17 protein-coding genes are annotated in these 16,696 nt (G+C 66.7%); 8 read left to right on the top strand and 9 right to left on the bottom strand.

The window, feature by feature from the left end; all coding sequences use genetic code 11:
- The 4 genes from ABSY19_RS18480 to ABSY19_RS18465 form a co-directional block, all read right to left on the bottom strand.
- Positions 1-963: an alpha/beta hydrolase fold domain-containing protein gene (locus tag ABSY19_RS18480; RefSeq protein ID WP_382154471.1), complete on the bottom strand. Its 963-nt coding sequence runs from the start codon at positions 961-963 to the stop codon at positions 1-3.
- A gap of 71 nt (positions 964-1,034) precedes the next feature.
- Positions 1,035-1,826: a crotonase/enoyl-CoA hydratase family protein gene (locus ABSY19_RS18475; RefSeq protein ID WP_382154469.1), complete on the bottom strand. Its 792-nt coding sequence runs from the start codon at positions 1,824-1,826 to the stop codon at positions 1,035-1,037.
- Complete coding sequence (locus tag ABSY19_RS18470) at positions 1,823-2,197, bottom strand: hypothetical protein (RefSeq protein WP_382154466.1); 375 nt, start codon at positions 2,195-2,197, stop codon at positions 1,823-1,825. Before ABSY19_RS18470 ends, ABSY19_RS18475 begins: the two co-directional genes overlap by 4 nt.
- Complete coding sequence (locus ABSY19_RS18465; protein WP_382154463.1) at positions 2,194-3,678, bottom strand: acyclic terpene utilization AtuA family protein; 1,485 nt, start codon at positions 3,676-3,678, stop codon at positions 2,194-2,196. The genes ABSY19_RS18470 and ABSY19_RS18465 overlap by 4 nt, the downstream gene beginning before the upstream one ends.
- 171 nt (positions 3,679-3,849) lie before the next feature.
- Here ABSY19_RS18465 and ABSY19_RS18460 point away from each other — a divergent pair, with 171 nt between their 5' ends.
- From ABSY19_RS18460 to ABSY19_RS18425, 8 genes are all read left to right on the top strand, one after another.
- Positions 3,850-4,725, top strand: a complete 876-nt coding sequence (locus tag ABSY19_RS18460; RefSeq protein ID WP_291117951.1) for a branched-chain amino acid ABC transporter permease — start codon at positions 3,850-3,852, stop codon at positions 4,723-4,725.
- 12 nt (positions 4,726-4,737) lie between these two features.
- The gene (locus ABSY19_RS18455) at positions 4,738-5,814 is read left to right on the top strand and encodes a branched-chain amino acid ABC transporter permease (RefSeq protein ID WP_382154460.1); all 1,077 of its coding nucleotides are present in this window, start codon (positions 4,738-4,740) and stop codon (positions 5,812-5,814) included.
- On the top strand, positions 5,811-6,638 hold the full coding sequence (locus tag ABSY19_RS18450) for an ABC transporter ATP-binding protein (protein ID WP_382154456.1): 828 nt from the start codon (positions 5,811-5,813) through the stop codon (positions 6,636-6,638). The genes ABSY19_RS18455 and ABSY19_RS18450 overlap by 4 nt, the downstream gene beginning before the upstream one ends.
- Positions 6,639-6,720: 82 nt before the next feature.
- On the top strand, positions 6,721-7,509 hold the full coding sequence (locus tag ABSY19_RS18445) for an ABC transporter ATP-binding protein (RefSeq protein WP_297401548.1): 789 nt from the start codon (positions 6,721-6,723) through the stop codon (positions 7,507-7,509).
- Between the two features lie 3 nt (positions 7,510-7,512).
- The gene (locus tag ABSY19_RS18440) at positions 7,513-9,369 is read left to right on the top strand and encodes an AMP-dependent synthetase/ligase (protein ID WP_382154453.1); all 1,857 of its coding nucleotides are present in this window, start codon (positions 7,513-7,515) and stop codon (positions 9,367-9,369) included.
- A 38-nt stretch (positions 9,370-9,407) separates the two neighbouring features.
- On the top strand, positions 9,408-10,574 hold the full coding sequence (locus tag ABSY19_RS18435; protein ID WP_382154451.1) for an ABC transporter substrate-binding protein: 1,167 nt from the start codon (positions 9,408-9,410) through the stop codon (positions 10,572-10,574).
- A gap of 44 nt (positions 10,575-10,618) precedes the next feature.
- A complete protein-coding gene (locus tag ABSY19_RS18430) occupies positions 10,619-11,785 on the top strand; it encodes an ABC transporter substrate-binding protein (protein ID WP_382154448.1) in 1,167 nt (388 codons plus the stop codon).
- Positions 11,786-11,893: 108 nt separating this feature from the next.
- A complete protein-coding gene (locus ABSY19_RS18425) occupies positions 11,894-12,307 on the top strand; it encodes a DUF2784 domain-containing protein (RefSeq protein ID WP_382154445.1) in 414 nt (137 codons plus the stop codon).
- A gap of 16 nt (positions 12,308-12,323) precedes the next feature.
- Here ABSY19_RS18425 and sctU read toward each other — a convergent pair whose 3' ends face one another.
- Genes sctU through ABSY19_RS18400 form a run of 5 tightly spaced genes read right to left on the bottom strand, consistent with a single transcriptional unit; the run spans position 12,324 to position 16,692 of the window.
- Positions 12,324-13,376: a type III secretion system export apparatus subunit SctU gene (sctU, locus tag ABSY19_RS18420; RefSeq protein ID WP_382154443.1), complete on the bottom strand. Its 1,053-nt coding sequence runs from the start codon at positions 13,374-13,376 to the stop codon at positions 12,324-12,326.
- The gene (locus ABSY19_RS18415) at positions 13,373-13,855 is read right to left on the bottom strand and encodes an EscT/YscT/HrcT family type III secretion system export apparatus protein (protein ID WP_382163860.1); all 483 of its coding nucleotides are present in this window, start codon (positions 13,853-13,855) and stop codon (positions 13,373-13,375) included. The genes sctU and ABSY19_RS18415 overlap by 4 nt, the downstream gene beginning before the upstream one ends.
- Entirely contained in the window at positions 13,744-14,307 is a 564-nt protein-coding gene (locus ABSY19_RS18410) for a hypothetical protein (RefSeq protein WP_382164016.1), read from the bottom strand. The genes ABSY19_RS18415 and ABSY19_RS18410 overlap by 112 nt, the downstream gene beginning before the upstream one ends.
- Entirely contained in the window at positions 14,304-15,623 is a 1,320-nt protein-coding gene (sctN, locus tag ABSY19_RS18405) for a type III secretion system ATPase SctN (RefSeq protein WP_382163858.1), read from the bottom strand. Before sctN ends, ABSY19_RS18410 begins: the two co-directional genes overlap by 4 nt.
- 37 nt (positions 15,624-15,660) lie before the next feature.
- Entirely contained in the window at positions 15,661-16,692 is a 1,032-nt protein-coding gene (locus ABSY19_RS18400; protein ID WP_382154440.1) for an FHA domain-containing protein, read from the bottom strand.
- Positions 16,693-16,696 lie beyond the last annotated feature (4 nt).

The following is a 16,696-nucleotide window of genomic DNA, read 5'->3' as shown; positions in this document are numbered from 1 at the left end:
CTAGCGCTGAGCCCAGATCACCGGCGCCACCGACACCTCGCGGTCCATGCCGAGCAGTTCGCGGTCGAACAGCGCGCCCAGGCGGTCGTCCGCCGAGCTGCCGAAGTCACCGTGCGCGCCACCATCGATGGTGACCAGGTAGCTCTTGGTGCCCGCCTTGTGCAGGGCGTCGTCCAGGCGCGCGGCCTGGCTGAAAGGCACGACGCGGTCCAGCGTGCCATGCACCGTGAGCACGGGGGGCGTGGCGGTGCTGGCGTGCGCCGCCGGTGAGGCCTCGCGCGCCAGCCCCAGCCTGTCGCGGACCGCGCCCCCGAGCAGGCGGCCTTCGGGCGTGTCCGCGCCGCGCCCCAGCACGGACAGGTCGGTCGGCCCGAAGAAGTTGGCCACGGCCCTGACCTGGCTGCTGAGCTGGCGGTGTTCCCCCAGCGTGCCTTCCAGGCGCGGCACGTTGGCTGTGGTGCCGAGCATCAGCGCCAGGTGCGCGCCGGCGCCCCGGCCCCAGACGCCGATGCGCGCCGGGTCCAGCCCCAGGCGATCGGCGTTGCCGCGCACCCAGCGCACGGCAGCCTTCACGTCGTGCAGGGGGGCGGGCCACGTCGCTTCGCCACTGAGGCGGTAGCCCACGGACACCCCGGCGTAATAACCGCCGCGCACGAAATCCATGAGGCGGGCCGCGCCGTCGGCCTTGTCGCCGTGCATCCAGCCGCCACCGTGCACATAGACGATGACGGGCAGCGGGCCCCGGTGCCGCTCCCGGGGCAGGTACAGGTCCAGCCGCTGGCGCGGGTTGGTGGTCAGGGCATAGGGCTGGTCCAGCGTCACGTGCACCGGCTCCCGCTCCAGTTCCTGGATCGACATCACGCCGCTGGGCCCCAGGTCGAACTCGTCGCGGGGCGACTGGGCGCGCACGATGGCCGGTGCCATGCACAACACGGGGGACTGGAGCAACAGACGGCGCAGCATGTCGGTTCCTGGAGGAGATCGGAAGGTCGGCCAAGCGTAGTCGGCCGCGCTGCTTCCGGCAAGCGCGGGCGCTAGAACTTGCCGTGCCGCCCCTGCCCGGCCGCGAAACGCTGCGCACCGGCCAGCGCATCGGGAATGCGCTCGCGCCCGCGCTGCCATTCCTGCAGCAGCGCCTCGCCCAGGGGCAGGTCCCACTGGCGCTGGGCGCTCTCGCGGTCGGCGCGCATCGTGGCCTGCGGGAATGCCGCAAGCTGCCGCGCCAGTTCCAGGGCGGCCTCGCGCGCCTGCCCGGGCGGCACCACACGGTTGGCCAGGCCCATGCGCAGCGCCTCTGCCGCCTCCACCTTGCGACCGGTGAGGATCAGGTCCATCGCATGGCCCATGCCGATCAGGCGCGGCAGGCGCACCGTGCCGCCATCGATCAGCGGCACGCCGAAGCGCCGGCAGTAGACGCCGAAGTAGGCGTCGTCTTCCATCACGCGCAGGTCGCACCAGAGCGCGAGCTCCATGCCACCGGCCACGGCCGCCCCGCTCACGGCGGCGATCACCGGTTTGGAGAGCCGCAGCCGCGACGGGCCCATGGGGCCGAGCGCGCGCGCATCGGTGGCGGCGAAGTCCAGGTCCAGGCCGCCGGTCTCGCCCGAGGCGGCCAGGCGGGCGCCGTACTGCAGGTCCCAGCCGGCGCAGAAATGGCCGTGCGCGCCGTGGAACACCGCCACGCGGGCCTCGGCGTCGTCTTCGAACGCGAGAAACGCCGCGTGCAGCGCCTGCGCGGTGGGGCTGTCCACCGCGTTGCGCACCTCGGGGCGGGCCAGCGTGACCACCCACACCTCGCCCAGCTTTTCGGTGGTGACGGCGCTCATGGCCACACCCCCACGCGCGGCGCGTTCAAGGCCGCGTCCAGTTCGTCCTGTGTCACGTCGATCTCCATGCGGAGCAGCGCGCCGGCCATGGCCTTGCCCAGGTTGTCCAGGCGCAGGTTGCGCGCGCCGCCACCCTGCAGCGCACCGCGCAGCACGAACTTCAGCGCGAGGATGTTGGGCAACGGCCAGGCGTCCACCTCGCCAGGCAGCCAGGGCGCGAAATGGGCCTGCACGCGCTCGGCCGTCACCTCGCGCGCCAGCAACCGGTAGCCGGCGTCGTTCCAGGCGAACAGGCCGAAGTCCACCCAGTCGGCCTTGTCGCCGCTGCGCGCGTGGGCAATTCGCACCAGGGGTATGCGGATCGTGCTCATGCGCGGTCCGGCGCAGGGCCGCCCCAAGCCGGAACAGCCCCCTCGGGGGGCAGCGACCCGCGCAGCGGCGGAGCGTGGGGGCTCATTTCCCCCAGCAGCTCCATCCGCGCGCCCGCTTCCACCTCGGCGCGGGGAATCAGCGTGGGCCAGATGCCCAGCAACTCGCTGGTGTTGTGCAGGCCGGTGAAGCCGCAGGTGTAGGCCGGGCCGCTCAGTCCCATCCAGGGGAACAGGCGGCCGAAACCATCGGCCGCGGCCTTGTCGGGCGTGCGCAGCACCAGGCGCGTCCAGATCTCGTTGGCCTGGTTGAGCGCGTCGGGTTTGGGCAGGGGCGCGAGCGCGCCGTGCGCCGAGTTCAGGCCGGGGTACTCCACATACAGCTCGTCGTGCGGGATGCGCTTGTCCTTGAGCAGTGCGCGGATGGTGGCCTGCGCGGCCTGCGCCTTGTCCCAGGCGTCCGGCCAAGAAAACCCCCAGGTGACCTCGGCCTTGTAACCATCCCGGAAACCCGCCACCACCTTGAGCGTGTCGGTGGGCGCGGTGCCGCGCGCGCCGGTCAGCCGAACGCGGTCCCCGCCCTCGTCCTGCAACTGGATGTCGCCCATGTCGAGCACCACGTCGGGCGAGAAATAGGCGTGGGGGTTGTGCACCTCGTACAACAGCTGCTGGCGCACGGTGTCGAAGTTGACCCGCCCGCCGGTGCCGGGCGCCTTGGTGATGAGCGCGCTGCCGTCCTCCCACACCTCGGCGATCGGGTAGCCGATGTGCGCCAGATCGGGAATGGCCTGCCACGCGCCCTGGCTGCCGAAGTTGCCGCCGCTGCCCTGCCCCGAACACTCGAGCAGGTGGCCCACGGTGAGGCCTTGCGCGAGGCGGTCGAGGTCGTGGGCCTGGGTCGCACCGCCCAGCGTCCAGCCCAGGCCGTGCACCAGTGGCCCGAGGAACAGCGCGGCATCGGCCACGCGCCCGGTGATCACGATGTCGGCGCCCGCATCGAGCGCGCCCACGATGGGTTGCGCCCCCAGGTAGGCGTTGCCGAACACCAGGCGCTCGCGCACCTCGGCCAGCGGCGCGCCGGTGAAGAGGTGGGCGAAGGCGCTGGCGGGCGTGGCGCCGTCGAGCAGGCGGGGCAGCACGTCGTCGCCGCTCACCACGGCCACGCGGGCCTGCCAGCCGCGGCTCTTGAAGGCCGCCAGCACCGCCTGCGCGGCGCCCTGCGGGTTCAGGCCGCCCGCGTTGCACACAAAGCGCACGCCTCGCTCTTGCATCAGTGGCCATAGCTTCATCAGCAGGGGCACCACGTCGCGCGCGTAACCCAGCGAGGGGTCGCGCTGGCGGTCTTTCTGCAGGATCGCCAGCGTGAGTTCGGCCAGGTGGTCGCTGGCGATGAATTGCACCCCGCCGCGTTCGATGCTCGCGGCCACGGGTTCCCAGTTGTCGCCGTAGAACCCGAGGCCGGCGCCGATTCGTATGGACTTCATGATGGTTTTGATCTTCATGGCACCTGAGCGACTCAGGATGGGGGACAACCCCTAGCGCCAGTCTCATGCAAGACAGCTATAAATTGCGCTCACCTGCTGGGCAGACTGCCACAAAGATTGCAGCGCCACCCCGCCGCCACCGCGTCGACAGAACCATACAGGAGACATCGCGTGCAATTGCTGCAACTGCTCATCAGCGGTGTGGCCCAGGGCTGCATCTATGGGCTGATCGCGCTGGGTTTCGTGCTGATCTACAAGGCCACCGAAACGGTGAGCTTTGCCCAGGGCGATCTGATGATGGTGGGCGCCTTCGGCGGCCTGGCGGCGATGACCATGCTGGGTTTCCCGTTCTGGCTGTCGGTGCCCGCCGCCATCGTGGGCATGGGCCTGTTCGGCGTGGTGCTCGAGCGCGTGGTGATCCGCCCCATTCTGGGGCAGCCGGCCTTCTCCATCGTGATGCTCACCATCGGCGTGGGTTACACGCTGCGCGGGCTCATCACCATGCTGCCCAACATCGGCACCGACACACACACGCTGCCGGTGCCCTACGCCAACGAGGTGCTTCGCCTGGGCGCGCTGGTGGTCTCGGCCGAGCAGATCGTGGTGATCGGCTCCACCGCCGTGCTCTGCGCCGGGCTGTTCGCCATGTTCCGCTACAGCAAGCTGGGCATTGCCATGCAGGCCTCGTCGCAGAACCAGCTCGCGGCCTACTACATGGGCATTCCGGTCAAGCGGCTCAACGGCCTGGTGTGGGGCCTGGCCGCGGCCGTGGCCGCCGTCGCCGGCCTGCTGCTCGCGCCCATCACCTTCGTGCACGCCAACATGGGCTTCATCGGCCTCAAGGCCTTCCCCGCCGCCGTGGTGGGCGGCTTCGGCAGCCTGCCCGGCGCCATCGTGGGCGGCCTGATCATCGGCATCGTCGAGGCGTTCTCGGGCTTCTACCTGCCCGAAGGTTTCAAGGACGTGGCGCCCTACATCGTGGTGCTGCTCATGCTGGTGCTCAAACCCAACGGCCTCTTCGGCGAGAAGCTGCGCAAGAAAGTCTGAGGCACCACGAACATGCGATTCCTCTTCAAGACCGACTACAACCAGGACATCCGGCTCGCCAAGCACGGTGGCCACACCTTCTGGTACAGCCTGCTGGGCCTGTTCCTGGTGGTGGCGCCCTGGGCGATCCCGGAGTACTGGCTCGCGCAACTCACCTTCGTGCTGATCTACGCCGTCGTCGGCCTCGGCCTGATGCTGCTGGCAGGTTTCACCGGGCTGTTCTCACTGGGCCATGCGGCCTTTCTCGGCGTGGGCGCGTACACACAGGCCATCATGGTGAACGCGGGCATTCCCTTTCCACTGGCCCTGGCCTGCGCGGGCCTGCTCTCGGCGGCCGTGGGCATGGTGGTGGGCCTGCCGGCGCTGCGCGTCAAGGGCATCTACCTCGGCATGGCGACGCTGGCTTTCGGCTTCATCGTCGAGGAGGTGATCGCGCGCTGGGAGCACGTGACCGGTGGCAACGCCGGCCTGATGGTGCAGTACCCCGCCCTCTTCGGCTGGTCGCTGGATTCCACCGAGGAGTTCTACTTCCTGTGCCTGGTCGTGACCGTGCTGGCCACGCTGGGCATCGTCAACCTCATGCGCTCGTCCACCGGCCGCGCCTTCGTCGCCATCCGCGACTCGGAGATCTCGGCGCAGAGCATGGGCATCCAGCTCGCGCGCTACAAGACGCTGAGCTTCGCGCTCTCGGCCGCGCTCGCGGGCATCGGCGGCGCGCTGTACGCGCACAAGATCCAGTTCCTCTCGCCCGAGCAGTTCAGCATCATCCAGTCGATCGACCTGCTGCTGATGGTGGTGATCGGCGGGCTGGGCTCGATCCACGGTGCCTTCCTCGGCGCGATTTTCCTGATCGTCATGCCCCAGCTCATCGCGCTGGGCAAGGATTACCTGCCCGAGGCCATCGGCCAGGCCGCCGGCCTGCAGGGTGCGGTGTACGGCCTCGTGCTGATCGCCTTCGTGCTGTTCGAGCCCATGGGCCTCTACGGCCGCTGGCTCAAGGTGCGCACCTGGTTCCAGCTCTTCCCGTTTTATCGCAAGGGCCTGTTCAAGCGGCAGAAAACGTTCCAGAAATCGGATCGCCTGAAATGAACCCAAACGTGCTTCTTTCGGCCAGGAACCTGAGCGTGCGCTTCGGCGGCGTGCTGGCGGTCAACAACGTGAGCTTCGACGTGAAGCGCGGCGAGGTCTTCACGCTGATCGGCCCCAACGGCGCGGGCAAGACCACGGTGTTCAACCTGATCAGCCGCATCTACACGCCCACCACCGGCACCATCGACTACGCCGGCCCCAATGGCGAGTTGCGCCTGACCGACCAGGCGCCGCACCAGATCGCCAAGCTGGGCATCGCGCGCACCTTCCAGAACATCGAGCTGTTCGAGCACGCCACGGTGCTGCAGAACCTGCTGATCGGGCGCCACACGCACCGCAAGACAGGGCTGTGGAGCGAGATCTTCTTCACAGGCAAGACGCGCGCGGCCGAGATCGAGGCGCGCGAGAAGGTGGAACGCGTGATCGACCTGCTCGACCTGCAGCACCACCGCGAGTCCATGGTGGCCGGCCTGCCCTACGGCGTGCGCAAGGTGGTCGAACTCGCGCGCGCGCTGTGCACCGAACCCCAACTGCTGCTGCTCGACGAGCCGTCGTCCGGCCTGAACGTGGAGGAGACCGAGGACATGGCGTTCTGGATCACCGACATCAAGGAAGAGCTGGGCATCACCGTGCTGATGGTCGAGCACGACATGAGCCTGGTCTCCAAGGTGTCGGACCGCGTGCTGGCCATGAGCATGGGCACCGAACTGGCCTCGGGCACACCCGCCGAGGTGCAGAGCGACCCCGGCGTGATCGAGGCCTACCTGGGCTCGATGGACGACGTCTCCAGCCTGCGCCGCGAAAACCACAAGGTGGCAACATGAGACATGCCGGGCCGCCCCAAGTGGCGAAAGCCCCCTCGGGGGGCAGCGCAGTACACGAAGTGACAAGCGTGGGGGTCATTCCATGAGTGTTGCCACTTCCGACGCCCCCGTGCTCAAGCTGCTCAACGTCGAGAGCGCCTACGGCCCGATCAAGGCGATCCGCGGCGTGAGCCTGCAGGTGCGCCGCAGCGAGATCGCCACCGTGCTGGGTTCCAACGGCGCGGGCAAGACCACCATCCTCAAGACCATCAGCGGCATCATCGACCCCCGCAAGGGATCGATCGAGTTCAAGGGCGAGAACATCACCGCGCAGGACCCGGCGCTGATCGTGCAGCAAGGCCTGTCCCACGTGCCCGAGGGGCGCGAGGTCTTCCCCCTGCTCTCGGTGCGCGACAACCTGCTGATGGGCGCCTACACCCGCAAGGACCGCGACGGCGTGGCGCGCGACATGGAGGTGGTGTTCAACTACTTCCCCATCCTGCGCGAACGCGCGTTGCAGGACGCCGGCCTGCTCTCCGGCGGCCAGCAGCAGATGCTGGCCATCAGCCGCGCGCTGATGGCCGACCCCGACCTCATCCTGCTCGACGAGCCCAGCCTGGGCCTCTCGCCCAAGCTCACCAAGGAGATCTTCGAGATCGTGGTGCGCATCAACCGCGAGCGCGGCACCACCATCCTGCTGGTCGAGCAGAACGCCAACATGGCGCTCAATGCGTCCGACTACGGCTACGTGCTGGAGAACGGCCGCATCGTGATGGAAGACACCTGCGCCCACCTGCGCGAGAAGGACGACATCAAGGAGTTCTACCTCGGCATGAAGGAAACCGGGGCGCGGGGTGAGCGGCGCTGGAAAAAGAAGAAGAACTGGAGATAAGGCATGAGTTACCTCTGGGATCTCTCACACATCCAGCCGCGGACCGAGGTGGTGCTGCCCGGCGACACCATTCCCGCCCTCTTCTGGAACGGCGTGAAGGCGCGCGGCCCGGCGATCTGGATGCGGCAGAAAGACTTCGGCATCTGGCGCAGCTGGACCTGGGACCAGACCGGCACCGCCGTGCGCGAGATCGCCCACGGCCTGATGGCGCTGGGCTTCGAGGCGCGCGAGACCGCGTCCATCCTCTCCAACACCACCGTCGAATGGGTGCTGTGCGACCTGGCCGTGCTCAGCGCGGGCGGCGTGGCCAACGGCATCTACCCGACCGACGCGGCCGAACAGGTGCAGTACCTCTGCGACGACTCGGCCACCACCGTGCTGTTTGTGGAAGACGACGAACAGCTTGACAAGGCGCTGGAGGTGCGCGCCCAGTTGCCGCGCCTGAAGAAGATCGTGGTCGCCGACATGGACGGCCTGCGCGACCTGAACGACCCGCAGGTGATCAGCCTGGCCGCGCTGCGCGACATGGGCCGCGCGCACCTGGCGCAGCACCCCGGCCTGGTCGAAGCGCGCGTGGCCGCGGTGAAGCCCGAAGACCTGGCCATCCTGGTCTACACCTCCGGCACCACCGGCCGCCCCAAGGGCGCCATGCACAGCCACCAGGGCCTGGTCTACACCGTGCGCGGCTACAACACGCTGATCGCGCGCGACGAACACGACGAGTGCATGTGCTTTCTGCCGCTGTGCCACATCGCCGAGCGCATGGGCGGCGAGTATTTTTCGCTCTACACCGGCGCCAGGCTCAATTTCGTGGAGAACCCCGAGACCGTGCCGGAGAACGTGCGCGAGATCGCCCCGACCGTGTTCACCGCCGTGCCGCGCGTCTGGGAAAAGTTCTATTCGGGCGTGATGATCACGCTCAAGGAAGCCAGCCAGCTGCAGCAGGCTGCCTACGCCTGGGCCATTGGCGTGGGGCAGAAGGTGGCCGACCGGGTGATGGCCGGGCAGCCGGTGCCCGGCGGCCTGCGGCTGCAGTTCCGCCTGGCGCGCGTGCTGGTGCTGGACAACGTGCGCAAGCTCATCGGCATCCACCGCGCGCGCTTCCTGGTCACCGGCGCGGCCCCCATCTCGCCCGATCTGGTGCGCTGGTACCTCGCCCTGGGCGTGCCCATGCTCGAGGTGTGGGGCATGACGGAAACCTGCGGCGCGTCCACCGGCATCCCTGCCGATCGCATCAAACCCGGCAGCATCGGGCCGGCCGCCACCTACAACGAGGTGAAGCTCGATCCACAGACCGGCGAGATCCTGGTGCGCGGGCCCAACGTGTTCATGGGTTACCTGAACCTGCCCGAGAAAACCGCCGAGACCATCGACGCCGATGGCTGGCTGCACACGGGCGACGTGGGGCAGGTCGATGAGGAAGGGTTTTTCCGCATCACCGACCGCATGAAAGACATCATCATCACCGCAGGCGGCAAGAACATCACCCCCAGCGAACTGGAGAACGAGCTGAAGTTCTCGCCGTATGTGACCGACGCCGTGGTGATCGGTGACAAGCGCCCCTACCTCACCGTCATCATCATGATCGACCAGGAGAACGTGGAGAAGTATGCGCAGGACAACGACGTGCCGTTTTCCAACTACGCCAGCCTCACCCGCGCGCCCGAGGTGCAATCGCTCATCCAGGCCGAGATCGACCGTGTGAACAAGAAGTTCGCTCGCGTCGAACAGATCAAGAAGTTCTTCCTGCTCGACACCCAGCTCAGCGCCGAAGACGAAGAACTCACCCCCACCATGAAGCTCAAGCGCAAGCTGGTGCAACAGAAATACGCCGAGCAGATCGACGCCATGTACCGCTGAAGCGACCGCCCCCCTTTCAACCCCCAGGAGACAAGCCCGTGACGACCGCCCGCCCCACCCTGATCGCCCTCGCGCTGTGCCTGTCGGCTGGCGCCGCCTTCGCCCAGACGCAGGGCGTGAGCAAGGACGAGATCGTTCTCGGTTCGATCCAGGACCTCTCCGGCCCGCTGGCGGGTTTCGGCAAATCCGTGCGGCAGGGCATGGTGCTTCGTGTCGACGAGATCAACGAGCAAGGTGGCATCAACGGCCGCAAGATCAAGCTGCTCGTCGAGGACAGCAAGTACGACCCACGCAACGCCGTGCTGGCCGCGCAGAAGCTCGTCAACCAGGACAAGATCTTCGCCATGGTCGCCCACCTGGGCACGGCGCAGAACATGGCGGCCATGCCGGTGCAGTTCCAGAAGAACGTGGTGAACTTCCTGCCCGTGACGGCCGCGCGCGAGATGTACGAGCCCTTCCACAAGCTCAAGTTCGCCAACATCGGCCCGTACTACGAGCAGATGCGCACCTTCCTGCCCCGCATGGTGCAAGAGAAGAAGCCCAAGGCGGTCTGCGCGATCTACCAGGACGACGAGTTCGGCCTGGAGGTGCTGCGCGGTGCGGAAGAAGGCCTCAAGGCCGTCAACATGCAGATGGTCGAGAAGACCTCGTTCAAACGCGGCGCCACCGATTTTTCATCGCAGGTGGCTCGCATGAAGTCCGCCAGTTGCGACTTCGTCGTGCTGGGCACCATCATCCGCGAGACCATCGGCACCATCGCCACCGCGCGCAAGCTCGACTTCAACCCCACCTTCTTCGGCTCGCAGGCGGCCTACACCGACCTCATCCACAAGCTCGGCGGCCCGGCCATGAACGGCCTGTACGCCACCATGACCACCCAGCACCCCTACCTGGACGAAGCCTCGCAGCCGATCCGCTTCTGGGCCAACAAGTTCAAGACCAAGTTCAACGAAGACCCCAACGTCTTCTCGGTCTACGGCTACAACGCCATCGACATCTTCGCCCGCGCCGCGGGCCGCTCCGGCGCCAACCTCACCACCGACAGCTTCGTCAAGACCATGGACAGCCTGACCGTGCCGACCGACATCTTCGGTTCGCCCGAACTGCGCTTCAGCCCGCAGCGGCGCTACGGCAGCATGGCCATGCGCCTGTCGCAGATCCAGGACGGCCGCTGGAAGGTGACGTCGGACTACGTAAACCAGTGATCCCGCATCCCCGTGTCAACCACCCTTTACAGGAGACATCAGCGATGAAAACGACACTGACCGCCGCGGCCGTGCTGGCACTGGCCGCCGGGCCGGCCCTGGCCCAGACGCAGGGCGTGAGCAAGGACGAAATCGTGATCGGCTCGATCCAGGATCTTTCAGGGCCGATCGCCGGCTTCGGCAAGCAGGTGCGCATGGGCATGCTGCTGCGCGTGGACGAGATCAACGAACAGGGCGGCATCAATGGCCGCAAGATCAAGCTGCTGGTGGAAGACTCCAAGTACGACCCGCGCAACGCCGTGCTGGCCGCGCAGAAGCTCGTGAACCAGGACAAGATCTTCGCCATGGTGGGCCACATCGGCACCGCGCAGAACATGGCGGCGATGCCGGTGCAGTTCCAGAAGAACGTGCTGAACTTCTACCCCATCACGGCCGCGCGCCAGATGTACGAGCCCTTCCACAAGCTCAAGTACTCGTTCGCCGCCACCTACTACGACCAGATGAAGATCGTCACGCCCATGCTCGCCAAGGAGAAGGGTGCCAAGAAGGTCTGTGCGATGTACCAGGACGACGAGTTCGGCCTGGAAGTCAAGCGCGGCGCCGAAGACGGCCTGAAGGCCGCCGGCATGACGCTCGCGGCGGAGACCACCTACAAGCGGGGCGCCACCGACTTCGCCTCGCAGATGCAGAAGCTGCAGGCCGACCAATGCGACCTGGTGGTGATGGGCACCATCATCCGCGAGACCATCGGCGGCATCGCCACCGCGAAACGCCTGGGCTTCAACCCCACCTTCGTGGGTTCCAGTGCGGCCTACACCGACCTCATCCACAAGCTCGGTGGCCCTGCGATGAACGGCTTCTACGCCGCCATGACGGTGCAGCACCCCTACCTGGACTCGGCCTCGCAGCCCCTGCGTTTCTGGGCCAACAAGTACCAGACCAAGTTCAACGAAGAACCCACGGTGTTCTCGGTGTACGGCTACGGCTCCATCGACGCCTTCATCCGCGCCGCCACCAAGGCCGGCCCCGGCCTGACCACCGACAGCTTCATCAAGGCCATGGACACGATGAAGATCCCGCCAGACATCTTCGGCAGCGCCGAGATGACCTTCAGCCCCACCAAGCGCCTGGGCAGCAGCGCCACACGCCTGTCGCAGATCACGGACGGCCGCTGGAAAGTGCTCAGCGACTATATGTCTGCCAAGGATTGAGTACCGCGCCGCCCGCTTCGGCGGGCCATGCGCGCAGCCGCCAGCGCCCCGTGCCCTGGCGGTTTTTTTTCGCCGGCCGTGGGGCCGGCGACGTACCATGGCGCCACCATGTGGGACCCGAACCTCAGCCCCGCCACCGCCGCCCTGCTGGCCGACGCGCTGCTGGCGCTGCACACGGGCATCGTGGTCTTCGTGGTCGGCCTGCTGCCCCTGGTGCTCCTGGGCGGCGCCCTCGGTTGGCGCTGGGTGCGCCATGCGGGCCTGCGGATCGGCCACTTGGGGCTGATGGTCTTCATCGCCGCCCAGGCGTGGCTGGGCCAGCTGTGCCCGTTGACCGTGTGGGAGCAAGCCCTGCGCCGCGCCGCCGGCCAGAGCAGCTACGGTGAGAGTTTCATCGACCACTGGCTCTCAAGGCTGCTGTACTGGGACGCCCCTTGGTGGGTGTTTGTGGCGGCGTACACAGCCTTCACGGTGATCGTGGCCCTGGCTTGGTGGTGGGTCAGGCCAACGCAGCGCACGTAAGACCCCGCCACAGACCTCAGGATCGAGGGCGCTCTGCGGGCGCCACCTCTTTCACGGCCTTCAGCACATCGATGACCAGTTCGAACAGATGCTCGGGCACAGGCTCGTCCACCTCCACCTGCGCGACCAGCGCACGGGCCAGTGGAATGTGCTGGATGATGGGAATGCCCTCTGCGCGCGCATCCCGGACGATGGCCTGAGCGTGCAGACCCGCGCCCTTGGCCAGCACCAGGGGCAGTGGGGTTTCACCATGCTCGTAGAGCAGTGCAACCGCAAGGTGCGTGGGGTTGGTGACCACCAGCGAGGGTTTGCGCTTGCCACCGCCGCCGCCCTGGACGATTTCCCGATGCAGCTTTCGGCGCTCTCCCTTGATTTCAGGCGCTCCATCGGACTCCTTGTGTTCGCGCTTGACCTCATCCTTGGTCATCATCTGCTGGCGGGCGAACAGCTTGCGCTGAATGAGCCAGTCGAAGCCTGCAATGACTGTGAAGACGAAGGCCGTGGACAGCAGCAATGACTTGATCAACAAGCCCAATCCCGCCGTCACCGGCTGGATGCCGGAGCCCGCCAGCAGCATGAGCGTCCCCAGGTTGTCGTGGACCAGCTTCCAGACGATGGCGGTGAGCGCCACCACTTTCACCACCGACTTCAGCGCCTCGATGAGGTTGCGCGCCGAAAACAGGTTCTTCACATTCGCCACGACATCCAGCTTCTGGAAGTTGAACTTCATCTTTTCCGGGGCAAACACCGGCCCTGCGGTCATCAGTTCACCAAGGACCGCCAGCACGGTGACGATCAACATCCAAGGCAGCAGCGCCAGACTCAGCTCCTTCAGCGCCAACCGAAGAAAGGCCGCCAGCACCTCGCGGAAGGGGCCGTTCGCGTGCGTGCCCGCCCACTCGATCAGGAACAGCATGGCGTCGGTGAGCTGGCTGGCGGAAAACAGCAGGTAGCCTGCGCAGGCCCAGATCATCAAGGCCTTGGACGCGTCCTTGGCGTGCGCCACATCGCCCTTTTTCCGTGCATCGGTCAGGCGCTTGGGGGTGGGCTTCTCGGTCTTCTCGCTCATCGCGCCAGCTTTCCCAGGTCCGGCAGAAACACCGCCATCGCGCGTGCGTGGTCACCCAGGTAACCCATGAGCATGGCGAGATAGATCATCAACACAAAGAGCGCGATGCAGGCCTTCACCGGCATGGCCAGGAAAAACACGGGCAACTGCGGCGCGAACATGCTGACGATGGCCAAGCCGATCTCGGCCAGCAGCATGGCGATCATGGCAGGCGCGGCCAGCATCACGGACAGGCGCATCATCGCGTCGAAAAGCTGGAGCCAATGGGCCGGAAAACCGGCATCGAGCGAGGGCCATGTGGCGGCCAGCGGCCACACGGCATAACTCGCGTAATACGTCTCCAACACCGCGTTGGCGCCGCCGTGCATCAGAAACAGGACCAGGTACAACTGAAGCAACAACACCCCCAACGGCGATGCCTCGTTGCCCGTGAGCGCATCGTTCGTGTTGCCCACCGTGGCGCCGTACTGGTTGGAAATGATGAAGCCGATGGCTTCCGCCGCCCAGAACGGCAAAGCGCTTCGGCGTTGTGTGCGTCGCGCGAGCCCTGCAGGAGGGTGCCGAACTTCTCGACCTTGATCGCCTGCTCGCGCCAAGCCCGCACCGCCTCCGACGTGCGCTGCACCGAGGCGGCCACATCCGATCGGGCCTCCTTCACGGCCTTCTGCGCGGCCAGAAGAGCGTCCTTGGCCGCCAACAGCTGGTGCTGCGCCTTGTTGAGTGCGGATGGATTCACGGTGCCCGTGAAGAGCACGCCATCGATGTCGTGCTTGAGCCGAAGACCTCTTTCGCGCGTGGTTTCCTCCGAGCGGCAGCGCTCGTCAAGCAGGAACTCAAGATCTGCCTGCTCGGCCCTTGCCTGTTTCAACGCCGCTTCCAGCGCAGTCAGGCGACGACGGTGCAACTGATCTATGACGATGATCTGCTTCATACCGCGATGCCTTCGAGATGGCGGAGCATCTCCGAGGCACTGGTTTTCTCGGACGGGCGCTGGCACAAGAAGGCGTGGATGTCGGCCATGCGATCAATGGCCTTGTCGGCCAAGCTGTCGGAACCCCGCTTGTATTCACCCAAACGCACGAGCAGCTCCACCTCGTCGTGCTTGGCCATCAGCGCCCTCACCGCTTCGGCGTGCCGGCGGTGCTCGGTACCGACCACCGCATTCATCACACGACTCACGCTGGCCAGCACATCCACCGCCGGGTAGTGCCCGGCCGCAGCCAGCTTGCGCGACAGCACGATGTGCCCATCCAGGATGGAGCGGCTCTCGTCCGCCACGGGTTCGTTCATGTCGTCGCCTTCCACCAACACGGTGTAGAACGCGGTGATGGAACCACGGTCGTTCATGCCCGCGCGCTCCAGCAACCGAGGCAGCATGGCGAAAACCGACGGGGGAAAGCCCCGCCGCGTGGGAGGCTCGCCCGCCATCAACCCCAGCTCGCGCTGCGCTCGAGCCAGACGCGTCAGCGAGTCCAGCAGCAACAGCACCCGCATGCCCTGGTCGCGGAAAAATTCGGCGATGGCCGTGGCCACGAAGCCGGCCTTCAATCGTTCCATCGGTGCCTTTTCCGAGGTGCTGCACACCACCACGGCGCGCTTCATGCCTTCTGCACCCAGTTCGCGCTCCACGAACTCCCGCACCTCGCGGCCGCGCTCTCCGATCAGGGCGACCACGGTGACATCGACATCGGCGTTCTTCGCCAGCATGCCCATCAGCGTGCTCTTGCCGCAGCCCGCCGCCGCGAAGATGCCCAGGCGTTGCCCTTCCCCGCACGCCAGCATGCCGTCCAGCGCCCGCACACCCATGTGCATGGGGCTGTCGATCATGCGCCGTTGCAAGGGATGGGGTGCGTCGGCGTACACCGGGTAATACGCTTCGGCCAAAGGCAGGTCGCCACCGTCCAGCGGGCGCCCGAAACCATCGACGACACGGCCCATCAGTCCCATGCCCACGCCGACCTTGTGGGTGTGGCCACCCGGAGTGACGATGGTGTTGGACGACACGCCACGCATGTCGCCCACCGGCGCCAGCAGCGCGTCGCCCTCACTGAAACCGATGACCTCGGCCTCCAGACGGAAGGTCTCACCAGGCGTGTGCAGCACACACATCTCGCCGATGCGCGCACTGGGCGCTGTCGCTCGAACCACGGTGCCCAGCACCTCCTTCACGCGACCGCGAACACTCACAATGGGCGCCGTCTCCAGGGCATCGTTCAGCGATGCCATCAGTGCCAGCGGCTTGCGCAGCAGCGCATTGGCAGGGACGGGTTCGCTGTCCCCCCCCTCAGCATGACAACTCCACGTCATAGCGTCCTCGCAGCCGCAACCGCTCCGGAGACACCCTTGTGATCTCGTAGCCCTTGTGACTCGCCCCTTCGAAGAGCTTGACCCCCTTGTCGGTGGTGATGCTGGCCACCTCACCGCAAGCCACCTGTCGAACCACGAAAGGCAGGCGTGCGAGGTCGGCGGCCGATGCAGGGCCAGCGGCAGTGCGCTCGGGCCGGTCGCGGGTGCGGCCCGGCACCAAATGGGATCCAGCCAGCGGCAATCCCAGCATCGGGCTCTCGACCACTGGTGCCGCAGTGGGTGCGGGGCCCAGCAGAACGAGTCCGGACGAAGACGGCTTCTGAGCTGGTGGGGAAGGCTCCTTCGCGGAAACCGGAGCAGGCTCAACCGGCCGCACCTCGGGCATCCCTGTGCCCATCTCCACCACCGGCGCTTCGGTGAATCGGGAGAGGTGCGCTGCGGTCATGGCACGCATGTTGGGGAGGTATTCCATTCCGAATTTGAACCAAGCCAGGACGCCCAGACCACCCAGGCAAAACACCGCGATGCACCAAGCCGTCCATTTCAGCCACCACAGCAGCCGGCGCGGCTCGCTGGCCGGTCTCACCGACTCGGATGCCACCACTCCTCGCGCCACCTTCACTGTGTCGGCTGCCTCGATCGACAGGGCCTCAAGAGGCGGTGGCGCCGAAACCAGCCATGAACGATTTTCTGGCCAGGGGCTGGCTTGGTGGTCCACGACCAACCAGATGTCACCCAGGTGGAATGGAACGCCTGGCAGCAGCATGAAGGGCTCACTGAGGCTGTCGCCAGCGCTCAGGCCGCAACCCGGTTGACCGGGTTGCAGAAGCAACTGAACGCCGTCCACCACAATGACCAGCGCCTGCGGCTCGATGCCAGGCCCGGCCAACACGACCTCGCACGACTCCCCGCTGCCAAGCACATGCCGGCCGTCCGAAAGTGTCAGACGCGCACCGGCCTGGAGGCCGGCGAGGACCCGCAACTCAAGCAAGATTGCGCGTTCATCCATGGAT

Source organism: Hydrogenophaga sp. ANAO-22 (genome assembly GCF_042466645.1).
In the GTDB taxonomy this organism is placed as follows: domain Bacteria; phylum Pseudomonadota; class Gammaproteobacteria; order Burkholderiales; family Burkholderiaceae_C; genus Hydrogenophaga.
This window is presented reverse-complemented; position numbering and strand designations above follow the sequence as displayed.